Origin of the sequence: [Anoxybacillus] calidus, assembly GCF_013760845.1 — a bacterium.
In the GTDB taxonomy this organism is placed as follows: domain Bacteria; phylum Bacillota; class Bacilli; order Bacillales; family Anoxybacillaceae; genus Paranoxybacillus; species Paranoxybacillus calidus.
This window is the reverse complement of the sequence record NZ_JACDUU010000002.1, coordinates 12,284-31,077: the sequence shown is the minus strand read 5'-3', so window position 1 is coordinate 31,077 and position 18,794 is coordinate 12,284. Positions and strand designations below refer to the sequence as shown.

At 38.4% G+C, this 18,794-nt stretch carries 20 protein-coding genes and 1 pseudogene; 5 read left to right on the top strand and 16 right to left on the bottom strand.

What is annotated here, in order from left to right:
• Entirely contained in the window at window positions 1-1,110 is a 1,110-nt protein-coding gene (gene pdhA / locus HNQ85_RS04390; RefSeq protein ID WP_181536551.1) for a pyruvate dehydrogenase (acetyl-transferring) E1 component subunit alpha, read from the bottom strand.
• 410 nt (window positions 1,111-1,520) lie between these two features.
• A complete protein-coding gene (locus tag HNQ85_RS04385; RefSeq protein WP_181536550.1) occupies window positions 1,521-2,159 on the bottom strand; it encodes a YkyA family protein in 639 nt (212 codons plus the stop codon).
• 178 nt (window positions 2,160-2,337) lie between these two features.
• Here HNQ85_RS04385 and def point away from each other — a divergent pair, with 178 nt between their 5' ends.
• On the top strand, window positions 2,338-2,892 hold the full coding sequence (def, locus tag HNQ85_RS04380; protein WP_181536549.1) for a peptide deformylase: 555 nt from the start codon (window positions 2,338-2,340) through the stop codon (window positions 2,890-2,892).
• Window positions 2,893-3,011: 119 nt separating this feature from the next.
• Here the strand turns inward: def and HNQ85_RS04375 are convergent, their stop codons facing one another.
• Window positions 3,012-3,788, bottom strand: a complete 777-nt coding sequence (locus HNQ85_RS04375; protein ID WP_181536548.1) for a Cof-type HAD-IIB family hydrolase — start codon at window positions 3,786-3,788, stop codon at window positions 3,012-3,014.
• Window positions 3,785-4,765, bottom strand: a complete 981-nt coding sequence (locus HNQ85_RS04370; RefSeq protein ID WP_181536547.1) for a DMT family transporter — start codon at window positions 4,763-4,765, stop codon at window positions 3,785-3,787. The genes HNQ85_RS04375 and HNQ85_RS04370 overlap by 4 nt, the downstream gene beginning before the upstream one ends.
• A 482-nt stretch (window positions 4,766-5,247) precedes the next feature.
• On the opposite strand from HNQ85_RS04370, the gene HNQ85_RS04365 reads away from it, so the two are divergent.
• Together HNQ85_RS04365 and rnjA are read left to right on the top strand one after the other, a co-directional pair.
• Window positions 5,248-5,457: a DNA-dependent RNA polymerase subunit epsilon gene (locus tag HNQ85_RS04365; RefSeq protein ID WP_181536546.1), complete on the top strand. Its 210-nt coding sequence runs from the start codon at window positions 5,248-5,250 to the stop codon at window positions 5,455-5,457.
• Between the two features lie 2 nt (window positions 5,458-5,459).
• Window positions 5,460-7,127, top strand: coding sequence for a ribonuclease J1 (gene rnjA, locus HNQ85_RS04360; protein WP_181536545.1), 1,668 nt, complete (start codon window positions 5,460-5,462; stop codon window positions 7,125-7,127).
• Window positions 7,128-7,214: 87 nt separating this feature from the next.
• Here rnjA and HNQ85_RS04355 read toward each other — a convergent pair.
• From HNQ85_RS04355 to HNQ85_RS04330, 6 genes and pseudogenes are all read right to left on the bottom strand, one after another.
• A pseudogene (locus tag HNQ85_RS04355) lies at window positions 7,215-7,799 on the bottom strand (potassium channel family protein).
• Window positions 7,800-7,888: 89 nt separating this feature from the next.
• Window positions 7,889-8,902 (bottom strand): cytochrome d ubiquinol oxidase subunit II, encoded by a 1,014-nt coding sequence (locus HNQ85_RS04350; protein ID WP_181536544.1) that lies wholly within the window; start codon window positions 8,900-8,902, stop codon window positions 7,889-7,891.
• Between the two features lie 25 nt (window positions 8,903-8,927).
• Window positions 8,928-10,256, bottom strand: coding sequence for a cytochrome ubiquinol oxidase subunit I (locus HNQ85_RS04345; RefSeq protein WP_181536543.1), 1,329 nt, complete (start codon window positions 10,254-10,256; stop codon window positions 8,928-8,930).
• A 165-nt stretch (window positions 10,257-10,421) separates the two neighbouring features.
• On the bottom strand, window positions 10,422-11,297 hold the full coding sequence (locus HNQ85_RS04340) for a DUF4349 domain-containing protein (protein WP_181536542.1): 876 nt from the start codon (window positions 11,295-11,297) through the stop codon (window positions 10,422-10,424).
• A 187-nt stretch (window positions 11,298-11,484) separates the two neighbouring features.
• On the bottom strand, window positions 11,485-11,940 hold the full coding sequence (locus HNQ85_RS04335; protein WP_181536541.1) for a redoxin domain-containing protein: 456 nt from the start codon (window positions 11,938-11,940) through the stop codon (window positions 11,485-11,487).
• A gap of 131 nt (window positions 11,941-12,071) precedes the next feature.
• The gene (locus tag HNQ85_RS04330) at window positions 12,072-12,614 is read right to left on the bottom strand and encodes a peroxiredoxin (protein WP_181536540.1); all 543 of its coding nucleotides are present in this window, start codon (window positions 12,612-12,614) and stop codon (window positions 12,072-12,074) included.
• 347 nt (window positions 12,615-12,961) lie between these two features.
• Between HNQ85_RS04330 and HNQ85_RS04325 the strand changes: the two genes are divergently transcribed.
• Window positions 12,962-13,759, top strand: a complete 798-nt coding sequence (locus HNQ85_RS04325; protein ID WP_181536539.1) for a mechanosensitive ion channel family protein — start codon at window positions 12,962-12,964, stop codon at window positions 13,757-13,759.
• A gap of 72 nt (window positions 13,760-13,831) precedes the next feature.
• Here the strand turns inward: HNQ85_RS04325 and HNQ85_RS04320 are convergent, their stop codons facing one another.
• From HNQ85_RS04320 to HNQ85_RS04305, 4 genes are all read right to left on the bottom strand, one after another.
• Complete coding sequence (locus tag HNQ85_RS04320) at window positions 13,832-14,074, bottom strand: YkuS family protein (RefSeq protein ID WP_181536538.1); 243 nt, start codon at window positions 14,072-14,074, stop codon at window positions 13,832-13,834.
• Window positions 14,075-14,131: 57 nt separating this feature from the next.
• The gene (locus tag HNQ85_RS04315; protein ID WP_181536537.1) at window positions 14,132-15,262 is read right to left on the bottom strand and encodes an amidohydrolase; all 1,131 of its coding nucleotides are present in this window, start codon (window positions 15,260-15,262) and stop codon (window positions 14,132-14,134) included.
• A 57-nt stretch (window positions 15,263-15,319) separates the two neighbouring features.
• A complete protein-coding gene (gene dapD, locus HNQ85_RS04310) occupies window positions 15,320-16,030 on the bottom strand; it encodes a 2,3,4,5-tetrahydropyridine-2,6-dicarboxylate N-acetyltransferase (protein ID WP_181536536.1) in 711 nt (236 codons plus the stop codon).
• A 70-nt stretch (window positions 16,031-16,100) separates the two neighbouring features.
• Window positions 16,101-16,970: a LysR substrate-binding domain-containing protein gene (locus HNQ85_RS04305; RefSeq protein ID WP_181536535.1), complete on the bottom strand. Its 870-nt coding sequence runs from the start codon at window positions 16,968-16,970 to the stop codon at window positions 16,101-16,103.
• Window positions 16,971-17,087: 117 nt separating this feature from the next.
• Here HNQ85_RS04305 and HNQ85_RS04300 point away from each other — a divergent pair, with 117 nt between their 5' ends.
• Window positions 17,088-17,822: a TSUP family transporter gene (locus HNQ85_RS04300; RefSeq protein WP_181536534.1), complete on the top strand. Its 735-nt coding sequence runs from the start codon at window positions 17,088-17,090 to the stop codon at window positions 17,820-17,822.
• A 100-nt stretch (window positions 17,823-17,922) separates the two neighbouring features.
• On the opposite strand, the gene cbpB is transcribed toward HNQ85_RS04300, so the two are convergent.
• Complete coding sequence (cbpB, locus tag HNQ85_RS04295; protein WP_181536533.1) at window positions 17,923-18,372, bottom strand: cyclic-di-AMP-binding protein CbpB; 450 nt, start codon at window positions 18,370-18,372, stop codon at window positions 17,923-17,925.
• A 196-nt stretch (window positions 18,373-18,568) separates the two neighbouring features.
• A complete protein-coding gene (gene abbA / locus HNQ85_RS04290) occupies window positions 18,569-18,766 on the bottom strand; it encodes an antirepressor AbbA (RefSeq protein WP_181536532.1) in 198 nt (65 codons plus the stop codon).
• Window positions 18,767-18,794: the final 28 nt, after the last annotated feature.

The window sequence follows — 18,794 nt, the reverse complement described above, 5'->3', positions numbered from 1 at the left end:
TTACTTCGACTCCTTCTCTTTATAAATTTCATATTGCTCTTTTAAGTTGAACGGCATATTTTCGTACATGATGTCCATTAAGTCAGTTACTTTTTGTTTTGGCGTTTCGTCTGCTTTCTTAATCGCCTGTTTAATGTCTTCTTTCGCTTGTTCGATTACTTGAGTTTCTTCTTCTTCGCTCCATAAACCTTTCTTTTCTAAGAACTTGCGGAAACGAACAATCGGATCTTTCTTTTCCCACTCGTCTTCTAATTCTTTTGAACGATAACGTGTTGGGTCGTCACCAGCCATTGTGTGTGGACCATAACGGAACGTTAATGTTTCGATTAATGTCGGACCTTCACCATTAATAGCGCGTTCACGAGCTTCACGCACAGCCACATACACTGCTAATGGGTCCATACCGTCCACTTGGATACCTGGAATACCAGCAGCTACTGCTTTTTGCGCGATTGTTTTTGCCGCAGATTGCTTTTCTACCGGTGTAGAAATCGCAAAGCGGTTGTTTTGCACAACGAAAATCGCTGGTACATTGAAAGCTCCCGCAAAGTTAATACCTTCATAGAAATCCCCTTGAGAAGCTCCGCCGTCACCTGTATATGTAATCGCAACCGCTTTTTCGCCACGTTTTTTAATACCAAGCGCAACACCTGCTGCTTGAATGATTTGCGCGCCGATAATAATTTGTGGCGGCAACAAATTGACACCCTCAGGAATTTGGTTGCCATGGAAATGACCGCGTGAGAATAAAAACGCTTGATAAAGCGGAAGTCCATGCCAAATCATTTGTGGAATATCACGGTAAGCAGGTAAAATAAAATCTTCTTTTTCAAGAGCAAACTGGCTTCCGATTTGGCTTGCTTCTTGTCCAGCTGTTGGCGCATAGAAACCGAGACGACCTTGACGGTTTAATGAAATACAACGTTGGTCTAGTACGCGAGTGTACACCATACGACGCATAAGCTCTTTTAGCTGCTCGTCGCTTAAATTCGGCATTGCCGCTTCGTTTACAACTTCGCCTTCCTCATTTAAGATTTGGAACGTTGGAAATTGTTCAGCAATTTTTTCAAGCTGCTTCTTTACATTGAATTGGGATGTTTTTGCACCCATCACGTTCACCTCTACCTTTCTTTTGTTTATGAAAAATAAAATCGCAGACAACACATACAGCATTAATTTACCCAAAATTGTGTATACACAGACAAAATTTGCAATAGTCGCCCTAAATGACTTGATGGCCAACACGATCATTGGCAAGAAGCGGAAATGATTTATTCTGTATTAATTTTTTGGAGAAAAAAATTAATACAACCCTTGCTCGCCATTTCAAGTTTACACCTTATTCCTTTTATCGTCAATTACTTTAAACTACTATATATCTAGGTTAATGTATTCCCATTTAATTCAAAAAAATAACTTATCCTCGACAATCTGTTATATTATACAAATAAATCTGTACTAATACTGTCTCATCCAATTTTTTTATAAAACAAAAAAGACTGTCATGATGTGACAGCCTCTTATTTTAATTTGTTAATTAATGCTTTTTTTGCTTCATTATACTGAACCGTATAGAGATTAAACTGTTCATTCGCTTTTTTAATCTCATCATAAGCGGAATTAATTTTTACTACTTGCTGTTCTAATTGTTCTAAAGTTAACTGCTTGTTTTGAAACATTCGATATAAATCGGTTTCTAATTGCAACGCTTGCTGATAATAGTTGTACAATTCATCATACGTCATATATCGCTTCTCTAGCAGCTGAGCTAAATGAGAAGCATCTTCTTTAATTGGCTGATCAGAAAGCGAAGATATTTCTTTTTTTACTTCTTCTAATTGTTTTTGTGCCAGCTGGATGCTCTCATATTCTTTTTTTATTCGTTTTTCCCTTTTTTCAATAATCTCTAATGCTTGTTCGGATAACTTTAAAATTTCTCGGAACTGTTTCATGCCAAGCGACATAATACGATCATAAATTTCTTTTTCTTTCTTTTCTAACTCGACAAGAGGCTTTTGTTGCTCATGAAATTCTTCCTCGTATTTGGCCAGCTTTTCCAATGCTGATAATAAAGAATGTTCTGAGGGAAGAATGTTACAACCAGCGATAAACAGCACAATGACAAACATAAACCATAAACGAACTTTTCGTTGTAGCACCGTCCATTCTCTCCCCTTTCATCTCTTTTCCGCAGATTTCGCTCATATTTTAATTTCAAAAACCTTTAAGTCGATTGTTGAGTAGTATACAAAAATAAATCCCGTCGTTCAAGTTTACGACAAAAACGAAAATTTGTTAGACTAAAATCATACATTATGGGCAAAAGGAGTGAAAGAAATGATTACAATGAAAGATATTATTAAAGAAGGACATCCGACGTTGCGTAAAGTGGCAGAAGAAGTTCCTCTTCCTGCTTCAGAAGAAGATAAAGAAATTTTGCGCAGCCTAATTGAATATGTAAAAATGAGCCAAAACCCTGAATTAGCAGAAAAATATGGGCTGCGTCCCGCCATTGGCTTAGCTGCTCCACAAATTAATGTGTCAAAACGAATGATCGCTGTTCATGTAACAGATGAAAAGGGAACGTTATACAGTTACGCTCTTTTCAATCCAAAAATTATCAGTCACTCCGTCGAACAATGTTATTTAACAAGCGGAGAAGGTTGCCTTTCAGTTGATCGCGATGTGCCAGGGTATGTACCCCGCTACGCTAGAATTACTGTAACAGGTACCACTCTTGAAGGAGAAGAAATAAAAATTCGTCTGAAGGGCTTACCAGCTATCGTATTCCAGCATGAAATCGACCATCTAAACGGAATTATGTTTTATGATCATATTAATAAAGAAAACCCATTTAAAGTTCCTGATAATGCGATACCTATCGAGCGATGAACGAAAAAAAAGCTGACCCTAGAGAAAAGTGTCAGACCACACAACGCAATATAACAAATAGACTATATATTGTGACATGCATGTGAGGTCAGAGACTTATGGGTCAGCTCCTTTTTCTCTTATTTAATTAATTGTAGCTGCTTTAATCCGTATAATATTCCTTCCTCAGCGACATCCTTTGTCACAAAATCAGCCACTTCTTTTACTTCCTCTTTTGCATTCCCCATAGCTACACCTGTCCCAACAAAGCGAAGCATCTCAATATCATTGAGACCGTCCCCAAATGCGTATACATCCTCTTTTTTAATTCCAAGCCTTTCGATCATCCGCTTAATCCCTTCCGCTTTTGAACCGCCAAATGGAAGAATGTCCGTTGATACAGCATGCCAACGCACAAAACGAAATTCACTATATTCATGAATATATAAATGTTCCTCTTCCGGTTTACAAAATAAAAGCGCCTGGTAAATATCGCGGTTCTCATAATAAAACGGATCCAGCTCCGGATGAGTAAACTTCAAACTCCCCATGCTTACATGAATATATGGATGATTATCCATGCTTGCCCTCATTGTCTCCGCATCCATAAAGATGAGCGGATGCCCATTTTCGTGAGCATGTTCTTTTAAAGTGTGAAGTCTTTCCCGATTCAACGGTTTTTGATAAATAACTTCTCCCTCAAATACGACATATTGACCGTTAAAACTGACGTAAGAATCTATTCCTAAACGCTTTCGTAAATCAGCAAACATAAACGGCGCTCTCCCTGTAGCGATAGCAACATAAACACCGGTATCTTTTAAAGCTTGTACCGCTTGAACGGTCGAATCAGGCAATTCTTTATTTTCATCTAACAACGTTCCATCAATATCAAAAAATACAATTTTCTTTTTCATAATTCTCTAACCTCTCCTATATGTTGTTTCTCTCTTTGATTGTATGAAGATAAATAAACTCCCCCGAATATGAAAAGCACGCCTAAAATCATATGTGTAGAAATCGTTTCATTTAGCAGTAACGCTCCCCAAAACGTGGCACTTACAGGAACGATATACGTAACAAGCGAAGCAAATTCTGCACTTCCTTCTTTCACCAAATAATAATACAATAAATACGCAATTCCAGATCCAAATGCGCCCAGTCCGATTAACGCTAAAATGATCTCACTTGATTGGATGATATGAATAGGAGTACGATTAAATATTTGCATACAAACAAAGCTAATGACCGAAGCCACTGTTAATGTAGTAAAGGAGATATGAGTGACACTTAAATGTTGTAAATATTTTTTAGATAAATGGGCGCCTAATCCATAACAAATCGTTGCTGCCATCATCATCATAACACCAAAAATATTTTCTGATAAAATATTTTCTATTTTTATATCTGCCAGTACAAAAATTCCCGCAAAACCTAGAAATACTCCACCCCATTGCCTTTTAGTTAATGTTACGGAAAACCAAATCGATCCTATTACCATTGTCCAAAGCGGCGTTGCAGCGTTAATGAATGAGGCCATGCTGCTGGAAATAAGTGTTTCACTTAACGCAATCAATCCCCAAGGCAGCGCATTATTGAACAAACCAACAAAGAAAACAGGCCAAAATGGTACTTCACGCCACCGAACAACTTCCTTTTTTACAAGCATTACAAGTAAAAGCATTAAAGCACCAAAAAAACAACGCCAGAAACTAACTCCCCAATTTCCGAGCTCATCGACAAGAATTTTAATAAAGAAAAAGGACATTCCCCAAATGATGCTTAAGCCGACAAGCGCTCCATAAAGTTTCCCCACTTCGCCAATCCCCTTCCATTCACTGTTTAATAACATTAAGCTAACGGAAGAACATGGAAATGTCAAACAATTTACCATTCTATTTACTCCACATTTATCCATGAAAAACAAAACTTCTAACACATATACTAATGACAAGAATACGAACACATTTACTTTCATTAAGAAATGGATAAAATATAAAGTAAGGAGTGATGGATGATGCTTAAAAAGCTCAAGAAGAAACTGCTCCGACAATGGAAAGATTTACTTCGGAAAAAATCAATTGCTTAGAGGCTGTCCCATAAGGGTCTGACCTCACGCAAAATTCACCATATATCGTGTAATGGCCAAACATGATGTGCGATATATTGTGGTTGTGGGGGCTGACCCTTTACTTTTGAGACAGCCTCTTCTTTGTCCAATTGTTCATCAATGAATGAAAAGAACAAATTCCGTCAAAGATGATACAGACCTTTTCTATGCTTTATTTTTATAGAAAAAACATGAAAATCATTAACTTTTTATATATAATAAAAAAAGTTATAAGCAATAATCGGTTAGTAAGGAGAGAGATAACTATGATTTTCAAAGTGTTCTATCAAGAAAATCCAGATGAAGTGCCTGTGAGAGAAAAAACAAAAACATTGTATATTGAGGCAGAATCAGAGCGCGAAGTACGCCGAAAACTGCAAGACCGCACAATTAATATCGAGTATATTCAGCCGCTTGAAGGTGCTCATTTAGAATACGAAAAACAAAATCCTGATTTTAAAGTATTGGAGATTTGAATATGAAGTTTCTTAAAGAAAATCAAGTAGGCGTCTTCGCCCTTGGCGGCTTGGGCGAAATCGGCAAAAATACATACGGTGTGCAATTCCAAGATGAAATCATCATTATCGATGCCGGCATTAAATTTCCAGAGGATGAATTGCTCGGAATTGATTATGTCATCCCTGACTACAGTTATTTAGTAAAAAACGCCGAAAAAATAAAAGGGTTGTTTATTACTCATGGGCACGAAGATCATATCGGTGGCATTCCGTACTTGCTTCGCCAAGTCAATGTTCCAATTTACGGTGGAAAGCTTGCTTTAGGCCTTATTAGAAATAAACTAGAAGAGCACGGATTATTAAGCCAAACAAAACTGATTGAGATTAAAGAGGACGATGTGATCCGTTTTCAAAAAACAGCGGTTACGTTTTTTCGAACAACCCACAGTATTCCTGACAGCTATGGCATTGTCGTGAAAACACCAGCTGGACAAATCGTGCATACGGGAGATTTTAAATTCGACTTTACTCCTGTCGGTGAACCAGCAAACTTAACAAAAATGGCGGAAATAGGAAAAGAAGGCGTGCTTTGCTTGCTATCTGACAGCACAAACAGCGAAATTCCTCATTTTACAATGTCGGAACGCCGCGTCGGTGAAAGCATTCATGATATTTTCCGCAAAGTGCAAGGAAGGATTATTTTTGCGACATTTGCTTCCAACATCCACCGCCTCCAGCAAGTGACAGAGGCTGCTGTTTTAAACAATCGGAAAATTGCTGTCTTTGGTCGTAGCATGGAAGCAGCTATCGAAATTGGCCAACAACTCGGCTATATTAAATGTCCAAAAGATACGTTTGTTGATGCAGCACAAATTAATCGCTTGCCGGCAAACCGTGTAACCATTTTATGCACAGGAAGCCAAGGAGAACCGATGGCCGCACTGTCGCGAATTGCTAGCGGCACACACCGGCAAATTCAAATTATGCCTGGCGATACAGTCGTTTTCTCCTCCTCACCAATTCCAGGCAATACCGTAAGTGTCAACCGTACAATCAATATGCTTTATCGCGCCGGAGCTGACGTTATTCATGGTCCGTTGAACGATATTCATACTTCCGGGCACGGCGGACAAGAAGAGCAAAAGCTTATGATTCGCTTGATGAAGCCGAAATATTTTATGCCAATTCACGGTGAATACCGAATGCAGAGGATGCATGCGAAACTTGCTGTTGATTGCGGTGTACCTGAAGAAAATTGCTTTATTATGGATAATGGCGAAGTGCTAGGCTTGAGTGAAGATGAGGCTGGCATCGTCGGTAAGATTCCGTCAGGCTCCGTTTACATTGATGGAAGCGGCATTGGCGACATCGGCAACATTGTCTTACGCGATCGTCGTATCCTTTCTGAAGAAGGGCTTGTCATTGTTGTCGTCAGCATCAATATGAAAGAATTTAAAATTGCTGCAGGTCCTGATATTATTTCGCGCGGATTTGTTTACATGCGCGAATCCGGGGATTTAATTAATGACGCCCAAGCGCTCATTACCAAACATCTTGAGAAAGTATTAGAACGTAAAACAAATCAATGGTCAGAAATTAAAAACGAAATTACTGATACATTAGCACCGTTCCTCTATGAAAAAACAAAACGGAGACCGATGATTTTGCCAATTATTATGGAGATATAAGGAATGAAAAGGCGCTGAGCTGGATAATTTTTATTACAATAACACCCTCCATGGAATTCCATGGGGGGTGTTATGTTAAATGGTTATCTATTCGTTGCTCACTACTTTTGCTTCAAAGCGGTCAATATCTTTATCCGCCCCAATAACAATTTTGCGGATCATTTCTGATGCTAGTGGTGAGACAAATAATATCATTAGCAACAATATTTATTCCATAACCGTGCGCGAATATCCAATTCAAGCAGTGAATGCCCATCTAAACGCTCGCCGCAATTTCGACAATGCTGTACTCATCGGACAACTCTGAATAGTCTATGTTGTGGGCAATACGTTCTCCCATATCCCTCTCTAGGTGAACGACTTGGTCAGCGCCAATTTTTTAATCTTATCTTTCTCGTGATAATCTGCTTTTACATTAACATGTTTGACCCTGAGCTCTTTTAAAATAATCGTCGTCAAAATGCTTGCTTGAATGTTATCACCAATCGCAACAATGACATGGTCAAAGTTGCGAATTTCTAAACTTTTTAATACGGATTCATCTGTCGAATCGCCTACTACCGCATGTGATGTAATACTTACGCGCTCCTCATCCATATCAATCGCCAGAACTTCCATCCTTTGCTCACTTAATGTATAGCAAATACTTCCACCAAAGCGACCAAGACCAATGACGGCAAATTCTTAATCCCCTCATTGAACATTTTAAGAAATCTTTTTATATCCTGTTCATTTTATCATAACCGAAAAACCAAGCAGCTTTATTTTTTACCTTTTACATAATCCGCATCAAATAAAAACAGCTTCATCAACAAAATAAGTGACGGTATAAGCAAACATAAGCCAGCAATGAACGCGACAACTAACGTAATCCCCATCGTTTCGTTTGTATAAGCTGAGTAAATCGTTACATAGGGGTCTAAAATATAAGGCAAATGTGAAACACCATAACCGAAAAAGGCAAAGAAAAATTGCAACATTACAAAGATAAACGCAGTTCCATAACGCTTTCTAAAATATATCAACCCAGATGCTACTAAAAAGCAGATGAGCGAAAAACCAAACATCCACCAGTAATTAAGCATTTTTTCAAAATGAGCAACATTATGCTCATGCAAGGCAATAAATACAAGTAAGCTAGCGATAATCGTTGGCGAACTCCAAAACAAAGCGAATTTCCGTACAATTTCTAACGCTGGTTTATCATCTGCACGATCCGCATAATAGGTGAGAAACGACGCACTAATAAACAATACACTAACAATGGCTAGAAACACAACACTCCAAGAGTACGGACTTGTAAGTAAGCGATCGGCTAAAAAGACAATTTCGTCACCACGCTTTTCGATAAACCCACCTTCGGAAATGGTCAAGACCGTTGATAACGAAGCTGGAATTAACAAACCAGACGCCCCATATAAAAACAAATACAATTTGTTTTCTCTGGAACCGTAGTTGCTAAACGCATAAAACGAGCCGCGAATCGTCAATAAAACAAGTGCAACGCTGCCAGGAATCAACAAAGCCGTTCCATAATAATAAGCCGTATCAGGAAAAAAACCGACTAAACCGACAAAAAAGAAAACGAAAAAGACGTTTGTTACTTCCCAAACCGGTGATAAATAGCGGCTAATCAAATGGTTAATTAAATGATCTTGCTTAGTCAATTTCCCATAATAAGCAAAAAAACCTGCCCCGAAATCAATCGAGGCAACAATTAAATATCCGTAAAGGAATAGCCATAATACCGTAATACCGACTAATTGGATTTCCACCTCTCATTCCCCTTCCTTTGTCTTATCATTTATTGAAACGATACTCAAGTTCTACTTCTGCTGGTTTATTTTTAAACATTTTAACAAGTACAATCGAACATACAACTCCCAATACAATATAAAGCGCGATGAACAGTAAGAACATGAGCCCAACGTTATCTGCTGTTGTTGCACCTTCCGCTACCTTCATGTATCCGCGCAAAATCCAAGGCTGTCGTCCTACTTCCGCAAAAATCCAGCCTACCTCGATGGCAATAAGTGAAAGTGGTCCACCAAGCACAATCGACCACAGCAGCCATTTGCTATGTGGGTTAAAGGCTTTAAGCTTGTCAAAAATCAGATATAAGAAAGGAACAACGACAGTATAAATTCCAATTGTCACCATAATATCAAACATATAATGGATCCAAACAGGTGGCCGCTCATCTTCTGGAAATTCATTTAAACCTTTTACTTCAGCATTGAAATCACTAAACGATAAGAAACTGAGCATGTTTGGAAGACGAATCGCGTATTTTACTTCATTATTTTCATCTAAAATTCCATATAGTAACAAATCAGCACCTTTTTCCGTTTCAAAATGCCATTCACCCGCTGCTAATTTCTCCGGCTGATGTTTCGCTAAAAATTTAGCAGAGATATCCCCAGCAACTGCTGTTAAAAATGCAAATACAAAGCCACAAACCATTGTCAGCTTAAGCGATTTTTTATAATATTCACCTGTTCTTCCCAGCAGCAGCTGGAATGCAGCAATCATTCCTAAAATCAAAGCGGAAGCAAGATAGGCTGACGTTAACACATGCAGCACTTTTGACGGAGTTGCTGGATTAAACATCGCCTGAATCGGATCAATCGCTGTAATTACTCCGTTTTCTAATTGAAACCCTTGCGGTGTATTCATAAACGCGTTTACCGTTGTAATAAAAAACGCGGAAGCGCTGGAACCAATAATAACAGGAATTGACAATAACCAATGATAAAGCGGCTTTTTAAATCGATCCCATGTATATAAATAAATTCCTAAAAAAATGGCCTCAAAGAAGAAAGCGAACGTTTCCAAAAAGAGCGGCAAACTAATAATTTGTCCGGCAATCTTCATAAAACTCGGCCAAAGAAGAGATAACTGCAAACCAATGCACGTTCCCGTTACGACACCGACAGCAACCGTCACGACAAATCCTCGTGTCCAGCGCCGTGCCAGCAATAAATAATGCGGATCTTTACGCTTAATGCCAATATATTCAGCAATTGAAATCATTACTGGTACACCAACACCAATCGTCGCAAAAATGATATGAAAAGCAAGTGTTGTCGTTGTTAATAATCTCGCTAACATAACGTTATCCAGTTCCATCGATCATCACTCCTCTCGAGTTCTCACTATATCAATTGTATTAATATTGTAAATCTATAATAAGCTTTTGGAAGAAGGGGAACATGAATTTTTTGTGACAAACATCACAAAGATGTTTATGTAAAAAAGCTGGAGATTTTTCAATCTCCAGCTTTTTTACTTATATTATTTTTTCTGTTTTACGATGTTTTTTCCAAAGAAAATCAATAAACCAATTAAAATCATGAATACAACGAAAATAGGTAAATTACCAATGATGAATACAATAAGACCTGAAAACAATGAAAGCAAAAGATTTATGCTCGATATAAATTGTTTTTTCGTCCTTTCCCATGTATTTAAATCCTTATTCTCTAAATCTGGAACAATTACTTTATTTTCAAAAAGGTGAATCGTAACTGTCGATAAAGCCGATTGATTTTGCAAATATTTCATTCTTCCCTTAATTTGTTCAATTTCTTCCTGCACTCTTGCTAAATCGTTCGAAATGGCGAGCAAGTCCTTTGTATCTTTTGCCTCTTTCAAAAATTGATAAAGTCTTTCTTCAACCGCTTGTTTCGATTTTAACCTTGATTCTAAGTCAACAAATTCTTCTGTTACATCCTCACCTGTAACATGACGAGAATGAACTTTCATCGCGAGTTTTTCCAATTGCCTTAAAAACGTTTGGAACTTCGCTTGAGGTATACGTGTCGTCACTGTGCCCTCTAAACGATTATCTTCACTTTCATAAACATTCTCTTGAACGATGTATCCTCCTTGATTTTGCACAAGCTGCTCAATCGTTTGCTGAACTTTTTGAAACTCCTTTACTTCCATACGAATTTCTGCATGATAAATAACCATCCGATTTTCGGATTGGATCACTTTTTGTTCCGGATTTTGCTCATCTATTTCTCTCTCCATTTCTTGCGGTTCTGTGATGACTGTATCTTTCGTAGACTTTGCCTTCTGACTGAATTCTTCCTTCTTGCTTGATGAACAGCCAGCTATGCTCATGAAAACAATCAGACCGACAAGCAGGATTTTCCCCCATTTCATGTGCCTCCTCCTAATTTTACATTTTTACCATAATTGACGTTTTTAGATAAACAATGGTTACAAACAACATAAAAAAAGCTGACCCAAATAAAGTGTCCAATCTCGCAACCAAAATATATAAGATCTCAATGTATGATGGGTTGCGTATGAAGTTAGACACCCATGAGTCAGCTTTCTTTCATGATTTCTATTCTGTTTTCTTATTTTCCTCAAGAACGCGGTTGACGCGTTTTTCTAACATTTTCATGCCGCTTCCGCCCGCTTGGAAATGACGAAGTTTTCCTTCAGCATCAAACACATAGTAAGCAGGAACATATTGATTTTCAAATGCATCTGTTATTTTATGTTCATTATCAACGGCAATTGGCTGTGTAATTCCATGCTCTTCTGCCACTTTCTTTACCTGTTCGATATCTAAATCATTTTCTGAACGCGGCATATGAATCGCGATAACATTCAATTGATCCTTATACCGGTCACGGAATTCATTTACTTGAGGCATCGCTTCTTTACAAAGATGGCAGCTAACCGACCAGAAATGAATAAGCGTCGGTTTGTCCCCTATTAATTGTTCTTTCTTCACTTCTCCATTTAACCAAACAGTCGCTCCTGTTAACTCCGGCATTGGCTCGCGTAATTTCATCTTTCGTTCCCTCCATATTGTTCAAGCTCGTCGTCCCGCTTCCTTCATCCTTGAAAAAAGCAGGCAACTTCCCTTGTTATTATGTACGATAAAAGGTCTAACGTTACGTTAGACCTTTTGTTTTTTATCCATTAAAGAGTTGCTTGACCTGGTTTCCAGTTTGCTGGGCAAAGACCGCCAGTTTGTAACGCTTGAAGAACACGTAATACTTCATCAACGTCACGACCGATGTTGTTATGGTGAACTACTGCGTATTTTAATTCACCTTCTGGGTCGATGATGAACAAGCCACGAAGAGCGATACCTTCTTCTTCAATTAATACGCCGTAGTCACGAGAAACAGCATGATTTGTATCAGCTGCTAATGGGTATTTGATTTCACCAAGGCCATTTTCTGAGCGTGGAGTTTTAATCCATGCTTGATGAGAATATACAGAGTCAGTTGATACACCGATTACTTCTGCATCTAAATCTTCAAATTCGTCGTAACGATCAGAAATCGCTGTAATTTCTGTTGGGCATACGAATGTGAAGTCTAATGGATAGAAGAAAAGTACTGTCCATTTGCCTTTCTTCATGTTTTCTTCAAGGCTTACTGTACCAAATTCACCGTTTGGTAAAACAGCTTTCATTTCAAAACGTGGAGCTTGTTTACCTACCATACGTTCTGCCATATGTAATCCCTCCATAAAATATTTTTAATTGAGAAAACTACCAATGATTTTCTCAATTAAATAACATCATTTCATTTAGAATTATAATAGACAAAAGTATTTTTAGTCAATATTAAATGATAATTAATTTAAATAAATATTAATTTTTTATTTCCTGACTGCTTCAATTTAGATATTCCCTAGACATCTTGTCTTTAAACCCATTCTCTAAAATCAGTGTAACATTTTTTAGTTCCAACACAAAACAATTAGCATTTTTACTGTAGATCAAATGGTTTGTGCATATGTTTTTGTTATTTTGTAAAAAACTAATACGTGTTCTAACAAAAGAAAGGAGGCGTAAAAATATGAATCAGAATGAGTGGAATTTTGATTGGTCTTCCCTTTTCACAAATTTCGGCACTATTATCCTAAAGTTGCTCGCTATCTACATTGCCTACATAACGATTAAAAAACTTGGAATAAAATTGATTAATCGTGTATTCCAGCGTATTAAAGAGCATCAGAATATATCTAATGGGAGAAGCCGAACATTACAGTCTCTAATATCAAATATTTTCTCCTATACACTTGCGTTTATTTTTGCGGTAATGATATTACAAACTTTCAACATTAAAGCAACTGCGATTTTAGCAGGAGCCGGTGTTGTTGGCTTAGCTGTCGGATTTGGTGCTCAAGGACTTGTCAGCGATGTTGTTACAGGATTCTTTTTATTGCTTGAGAAACAGCTTGATGTTGGGGATTATGTAACCACAGGTAATTTTTCTGGCATCGTTGAAGCAATCGGTCTTCGGACAACACAAATTCGCAGCTTTGACGGTACTTTACACTATATTCCGAATCGCATGATTACAACATTAAGCAATCATTCGCGCGGAAACATGCGCGCCCTTGTCGACATAAGTATTCCTTATGAGCAAAATATTGATGAAGCCATTAAAACACTTCAAAATAAATGTAATCTTCTTGCACAACAGGAACCGAAAATTATTGAAGGACCAAATGTTTTAGGAGTACAAAACTTGGGGACATCAGAAGTGGTTATTCGCGTTATTGCTAAAACGGAAAACATGGCTCAGTGGGAAATAGAACGCAAACTGCGCAAATCCTTAAAAGAAGCATTGGACCAGCTGAACAAAAGTTAATAATCGCTCTATTAAAAAAACGAGGCCTTCCCGCCAAGAATGAGGCAGCCTCGTTCTTTGATTTGTGTTGTTTTAGCGCAGTTTTTCCTCAACTTTTTGACAAACTTCCTCAGCTGTTAAACCGCTCGCTTCAATGACTGAACTAGAAGTCACTGCATTTTGAATGCCCATTACATTGGAGTCTTGACCCGTGACTACGCAACAATCGCATCCTTTTGCATCGCTTTCTTGACGAAGCGGAACGACCTCGTGTCCTCTTTCTCTCAATGCTTCCTGTACGTTTGTTAATGATTGTTCAACACCGATTTTCGCCATCGTCCATCCACCTCCTCACTTAAGTAATGTGTCTCAAGTAAGGAGAAAATATGCAAATTATTCATTCGCTTTCCAAATAAGATAAGAAACTAACAAACGAATCGCCGTTTCAATCGCACCTTCATCAGGGGAAAGTTTAGAATGATGAAGTCCGTATGGTGAATTAACTCCTAACCAAAACATAAATCCTGGAATTTGTGCAAGCATATATCCAAAGTCTTCACCCGTCATCGCCTCTTTGCAACGAACAACTTCGACATTTGTATGCTCCTTAACAAAGCTCATAAATTCATTTGTTAGCTGTTCAGCATTATACACTTGGTAATACATAGAGCCGTAATCAATTGTCGCTTCACATTGGTAGCCGATTTCAATTCCTTTGACAATCGCTTCAATTCGTTCTTTTACCTTTTTCATCGACTCAGCAGATAAAGTGCGAATGGTTCCTTCAAGCCGAGCATGCTCAGCGATTACATTTTGCACTGTACCCCCAGAAATTTTTCCAATTGTAATAACAGCACTGTCAAGCGGATCGACATTGCGTGATACGATTGACTGTAGCTGCGTCACAAGAGAACAAGCAGCAACAACCATATCGTTTGCTAAATGCGGAAATGCGGCATGCCCCCCTTTACCCTTTAAGTCGATAAATAACTCGGAAGTATTGGCGAACAATAATCCTTCCTTTGTGGCAATGGTACCAACAGGATATTCGGGAGCGATATGAAGCGCGATGATCATATCCGGCTTCCATTGTTGCATAATCTCGCTTTCTAACATTGGCAAAGCCCCGCCCGGCCCTTCTTCTGCAGGCTGGAATACGAACAATAAGTCATCTTTCACTGGGTGATGGGCAAAATGGGTCAACACTCCAAGAGCAATGCTCATATGAAAGTCATGGCCGCAGGCATGCATTTTTCCTTCATGCTCTGAAGCAAAAGGCAGACCTGTTTCTTCGCTAATAGGCAACCCGTCGATATCCGCTCGATAACCAATCATCTTCGACGGCTCTGTCCCACGTACTTTAACAAAGACTCCTGTTTTCCATGTTTTTACTTCCAATCGTTCCTGTGGCAATGTTCCAATATAATTCAGCAAATATTGCTGTGTTTTAAATTCTTGAAAACCTAACTCGGGAATTTTATGTAAATCACGGCGAATCTCCACAAAACGATTTAGTTGCTCCACATTCTTTTCCTCCTTGTAAAAAAGCGTGGAGTAAATCCACGCTCGCTTCCGCTTTTCTTATAATTGACGAAGTTCCTGCTTAATCTCTGTTTTTGCCTTTGTTTTTTCATCGATTTGTTTAATGACGCGCGCTGGCACACCGGCAACTACCGTATATGGCGGAACATCTTCAATAACAACGGCTCCTGCCGCAACAACCGCTCCTTTTCCAACGGTTACTCCCTCTAAAATAACAGCATTAGCACCAATTACAACATCATCTTCTACAATAACAGGCTTTGCAGAAGGTGGTTCGATGACACCTGCTAATACAGCTCCCGCTCCTATATGGCAGTTTTTACCAACTGTTGCACGACCGCCAAGCACCGCATTCATATCAATCATTGTACCTTCTCCAACAACAGCTCCGATGTTAATAACAGCTCCCATCATGATAACGGCATTGTCGCCGATTTCGACTTGATCACGAATGATTGCGCCCGGCTCAATGCGAGCTTTAATTCCTTTCAAGTCTAACAACGGAATAGCAGAATTACGGCGGTCATTTTCAACAACATAATCTTCAATTTTATCTTTATTTGCCTCAAGAGCAGCTTGAATTTCTTGCCATTCGCCAAACACAACCCCGGTATTGCCAGTAATGAATGTTTTTGCACTTGCTCCAAAATCGATTCCTTCTAGATTTCCTTTTATGTATACTTTAACCGGCGTCGCTTTTTTACTATTTTGAATAAATGAAATAATCTCATTTGCATCCATCATTTTCATATATACTTCCTCCCTCTGCTTTCTTCTTTTTCACTTTAGCAAACTGCAATAAAGTTGACAAGCTAAAAAATCAGGCAATGTGCTTATCAATGATACCGACAAACGCTTGCACTTGTGGCAGTTGAAACGACAAGTCAGAACCGATGAGCCATGTATCCCTTGTCACCGGTTGTCCTTTTTGATCAGTCAGCGGAATTTTTATCATATCATCGCCAATTTCTTTAATCGCAATCTCCGGCAAAATCGCATAACCAATTCCAGCATATGCGAGCTGCTTACAAGTCTCAATTTGATCTACAACAATCGTTCGCTGTGGAAAAGTACGATATCGTTCATACCACCAATGTTGAATTTGTTGATGATATGTTGAATCGCTTTTAAATTGAATAAACGGTCGCTCCGTTGTAAAAACATCATCTAATCGTTGAATTTCCTTATCGACTAAAAACAATTGTTCCGTAAATAAGCGGCGGATCATTCCGTTCCATTCCGGCCGGCCGCGAACAATAGCAACGTGTACATCGCTTTCGTACATCGCCGTCATCATTTCGCTTGTCCAACCAGTAATAAGCGAAATTTTTACGCTCGGATACGTTGCCGTAAAATCTTTCAGCACATTGGGAAGCCAATGTTGAGCGATAATCGAAGCAGCCGCAAGCTTTAATGTCCCGTTTATCTTACCTTCAGACTGCTGCAGCTCATCTTTCACTCGATTGGTAGATGCTACTACTTCTTTTGACAAAGAGACAATTTTTTCACCAGCCGGCGTTAATATTAATCCACGCTGAGAACGTAAAAAAATTTTTACATTCCAATTTCGCTCAATCGTTTGTAAACGCTGTGATAAGGCTGGCTGCGATATAAACAGACGTTCGGCGGCTTTTCGCATATTGAGCTCTTCTGCTAAAACAACGAGAATCTCATATTCAGAAAAGTTCACAATCTCACCTTTTAATAAGTTTTTCTTATAGTATATGCTAAATTTTTTAAAATTTCATTATCAAATAAACTCACATACAATGATTTTAAAAACGAATGAAGAAAGGAGGAGAAAATAGTGGAATTTTTAGTGCTTATTTTTATCGGATTTGCTACGTCTTTCATCGGAACGCTTGCAGGAGGGGGAGGATTAATTGGAATGCCCGCAATGCTCATAACGGGAATTCCGATCCATCAAGCGATTGCAGCAGCGAAGTTTTCAAATATGCTCAGCTCCTTTTCAAGTTTTTTTGTTTTGCTCCGTCAAGAGAAAATTCAATGGCGAAAAGCGGTCTGGCTGATTCCAATTAGCCTCGGCGGTGGGATAACCGGGGGAATCATCGCTTCAGTTTTGTCAGAAAAAACTATGACATTCATCGCGATCGGCTTATTAAGTTTTGCGTTAACTTTGCAGCTACTTAAAAAACAGAAAAATACCCGTCAAACCGCTGTCACGATTCCTAAAAAACTATATCCTGTACTGTATGGAATTGGGATCTATGACGGAATGTTTGGACCAGGACAGGCTGCACTGTTAATGTATACGTACTTGCGCAATGGATTTGAATATTTATCTGCTATTGCCTTTACGAGATTTCAAACATTTCTTAGTTGCTGCGGTGCCTTTTGCACCTATTTATCTGCTGGTCATTTTAATTGGAAAGTTGCCGTTTTTTTAGCAACAGGATCGCTGATTGGGGCACAAACTTCTATTCGTATAGCTAATAAATTAAAAAAGCGCCACTTACAAATGATTTTAAATGCTGTAACAATGCTTTTGATTATTCAACTAGTTATAAAGGTTGCAAATTAAAAGAAGCTGTCATATAGGCTAGACTGCTTCAAACTATACAATATTTATCGCCATATTGTCGTTGAGTAGTCTGTTGCCTTCAAGACAGCCTCCCTTATCATTAAACGTAATGGTTTAAACGCCTTACTTGTTTATGCAGCCGTTTCAATACTTCTCTTCTTGTAAAAATCCCTTCAAAGTAACCATCTTCATTTTCGACGCAGACAAACGGGTGATTGACAACGAGTTCCAATCCTTTCGTTACATGGTCATGTAACAAAAGCCTCGGAATATCCTTGTTCATCACTTCTTCCACTCTCATTTTTTCTAACCGTTCAAATTCAATTCTTTCCAAGCCTAAAATAGCATCCATAATCATCGTCATACTGATGAGCCCATGTAATTTGTACGATGAGTCTAATACCGGAATCGCTGAATAGCCTGTCTTCGTTAACACTAATAAAGCATGGTCTAGGTAATTACCAATTTGTACATGTGCTACCTTGTCAGAAGGGATGAGAAATTGTGCAACTTTTTTATCTAAAAATTCTTTGCTGTCAAAACTAATCATGTTGCTTCCGCCTTTCTCCCGAACATCTTTCTATAAAACTTTTTCTCTTTTATAGTTTACCACATTTACAACATTCCTTAATAATTATTGTATTACAATCAGGAAGAAAGCGTTTTAATAAAATTTAAAAAGACTGCCCATAAGTCTCATGTGTATCCCATGGTAGGGTCTGACATTTTACTTTACGGACATCCTTTTACATCGATGTCTCTCTCAGCCGATCATATAACTTTATCAGCTTTTTATAATGTGTTTCCTCCACTTGCTTATGGCCATTTTCAATGTCATAAAGTTCGCAGCTAACTAACTCAAGAGCATAGTCTTGATTGAACAAAAGATGAAGCAGTAATTCTTGTTCTTCTACCGACAGCTGTTCAAACAACGCTTTCCCCATCACCATTTCTCCCTTCCTTTTTTTAAAA

Coding starts and splice junctions, on each gene's coding strand:
- pdhA (WP_181536551.1), bottom strand. CDS start 1,110: ATGGGTGCAAAAACATCCCAATTCAATGTAAAGAAGCAGCTTGAAAAA.
- def (WP_181536549.1), top strand. CDS start 2,338: ATGATTACAATGAAAGATATTATTAAAGAAGGACATCCGACGTTGCGT.
- HNQ85_RS04375 (WP_181536548.1), bottom strand. CDS start 3,788: ATGAAAAAGAAAATTGTATTTTTTGATATTGATGGAACGTTGTTAGAT.
- HNQ85_RS04370 (WP_181536547.1), bottom strand. CDS start 4,765: ATGGTAAATTGTTTGACATTTCCATGTTCTTCCGTTAGCTTAATGTTA.
- HNQ85_RS04365 (WP_181536546.1), top strand. CDS start 5,248: ATGATTTTCAAAGTGTTCTATCAAGAAAATCCAGATGAAGTGCCTGTG.
- rnjA (WP_181536545.1), top strand. CDS start 5,460: ATGAAGTTTCTTAAAGAAAATCAAGTAGGCGTCTTCGCCCTTGGCGGC.
- HNQ85_RS04345 (WP_181536543.1), bottom strand. CDS start 10,256: ATGGAACTGGATAACGTTATGTTAGCGAGATTATTAACAACGACAACA.
- HNQ85_RS04340 (WP_181536542.1), bottom strand. CDS start 11,297: ATGAAATGGGGGAAAATCCTGCTTGTCGGTCTGATTGTTTTCATGAGC.
- HNQ85_RS04335 (WP_181536541.1), bottom strand. CDS start 11,940: ATGAAATTACGCGAGCCAATGCCGGAGTTAACAGGAGCGACTGTTTGG.
- HNQ85_RS04330 (WP_181536540.1), bottom strand. CDS start 12,614: ATGGCAGAACGTATGGTAGGTAAACAAGCTCCACGTTTTGAAATGAAA.
- HNQ85_RS04325 (WP_181536539.1), top strand. CDS start 12,962: ATGAATCAGAATGAGTGGAATTTTGATTGGTCTTCCCTTTTCACAAAT.
- HNQ85_RS04320 (WP_181536538.1), bottom strand. CDS start 14,074: ATGGCGAAAATCGGTGTTGAACAATCATTAACAAACGTACAGGAAGCA.
- dapD (WP_181536536.1), bottom strand. CDS start 16,030: ATGAAAATGATGGATGCAAATGAGATTATTTCATTTATTCAAAATAGT.
- cbpB (WP_181536533.1), bottom strand. CDS start 18,372: ATGATTAGTTTTGACAGCAAAGAATTTTTAGATAAAAAAGTTGCACAA.
- abbA (WP_181536532.1), bottom strand. CDS start 18,766: ATGGGGAAAGCGTTGTTTGAACAGCTGTCGGTAGAAGAACAAGAATTA.